Source organism: Stenotrophomonas sp. NPDC077659 (genome assembly GCF_050268705.1).
GTDB lineage: Bacteria > Pseudomonadota > Gammaproteobacteria > Xanthomonadales > Xanthomonadaceae > Stenotrophomonas.
Window position 1 is genome coordinate 1 of sequence record NZ_JBNNHG010000303.1, and the last position, 1,114, is coordinate 1,114.

General features: G+C 68.4%; 1 protein-coding gene and 1 pseudogene. Both read right to left on the minus strand.

What is annotated here, in order from left to right; translation table 11 throughout:
* Positions 1 to 908: SMC-Scp complex subunit ScpB (scpB, locus tag ACQKDV_RS19645; protein WP_427785894.1), on the minus strand; the 908-nt coding region annotated here is incomplete at its 3' end.
* A gap of 14 nt (positions 909 to 922) precedes the next feature.
* A pseudogene (locus tag ACQKDV_RS19650) lies at positions 923 to 1,114 on the minus strand (hypothetical protein); the annotation flags it as partial.

Sequence of the window (1,114 nt, forward strand, 5' to 3'; positions counted from 1 at the left end):
TGGCGGTTGGCGGTGAACGGCATCCAGTACGCGTCCAGCGACTCGGGACGCTGGGCGGTTTCGAGGTCGGCCTCTGGTTCGGAATCGGCTTGGTCAACAGCCACGGTCGTCGTCGCGACGGCGTTGTCTTCGCGTTCGTTCACTGGCACCGCGCGCTCGCCCGGCGCGGAATCGGGGTGCCCATCATCGTGGGGCGAAGGTGCTTGCTCATCGGTGGCCGGCGCAGGGGCTGCGTCGGCGGAATTCGGGGTGTTGCCTTCGCCGCCCTGCAGGCCGGCGTCATCGTTGGCGGCCGTGTCGGGGTCGGCGCTGATATCCGGGCCGGCGGCACCGGCAACGGCGGGACCATCACGGTCCAGCGCCAGCTGCGGTTCCAGCTCGCCCAGGTCTTTCAGTTCCGACAGCGGCGGCAGTTCATCCAGGCGCTTCAGCCCGAAGTAGTCCAGGAAGCCCTTGGTGGTACCGAACAGCGCCGGCTTGCCGGGCACGTCGCGGTGGCCCACCACGCGGATCCATTCGCGCTCTTCCAGCGCCTGGATGATGTTGCTGCTGACTGCTACGCCGCGCACCTGCTCGATCTCGCCGCGGGTGATCGGCTGCCGGTAGGCGATCAGCGCCAGGGTTTCCAGGGTGGCGCGGGTGTAGCGGGTCTTGCGTTCGGTCCACAGCCGGCTGATCCAGCCGTGCACTTCGCTGGTCACCTGGTAGCGGAAGCCGGAGGCGACCTCGACCAGTTCCACGCCGCGGCCCTCGCAGCCCTCGCGCAGGCGCTCCAGCGCACGTTCGATGCTGCCCGGCGGCGCCGGTTCCTCTTCCGGGAACAGGTCTTTGAGCTGGGCCAGGGTGAGCGGCTGGCTGGAGGCCAGCAGGGCACCTTCGACAATGCGGTTGATCAGCGTCTGGTCCATCGGCAGTTCAGCGCTCACTCGTTCTCGTTGGCGGCGTCGTTGTCGTCGAACTCGCTGCTGAACTGCAGCGGGGCGTTGGTGTTGCCGGCGGCCAGGGACTTGACGTAGATCGGCGCCAGCGGTTCTTCCTGGACGATGTCCAGCAGCTGTTCCTTGGCCGCTGGTGATGGACGCCGCGCTGCCGCTGCTGCAGGCCGACTGGCCGG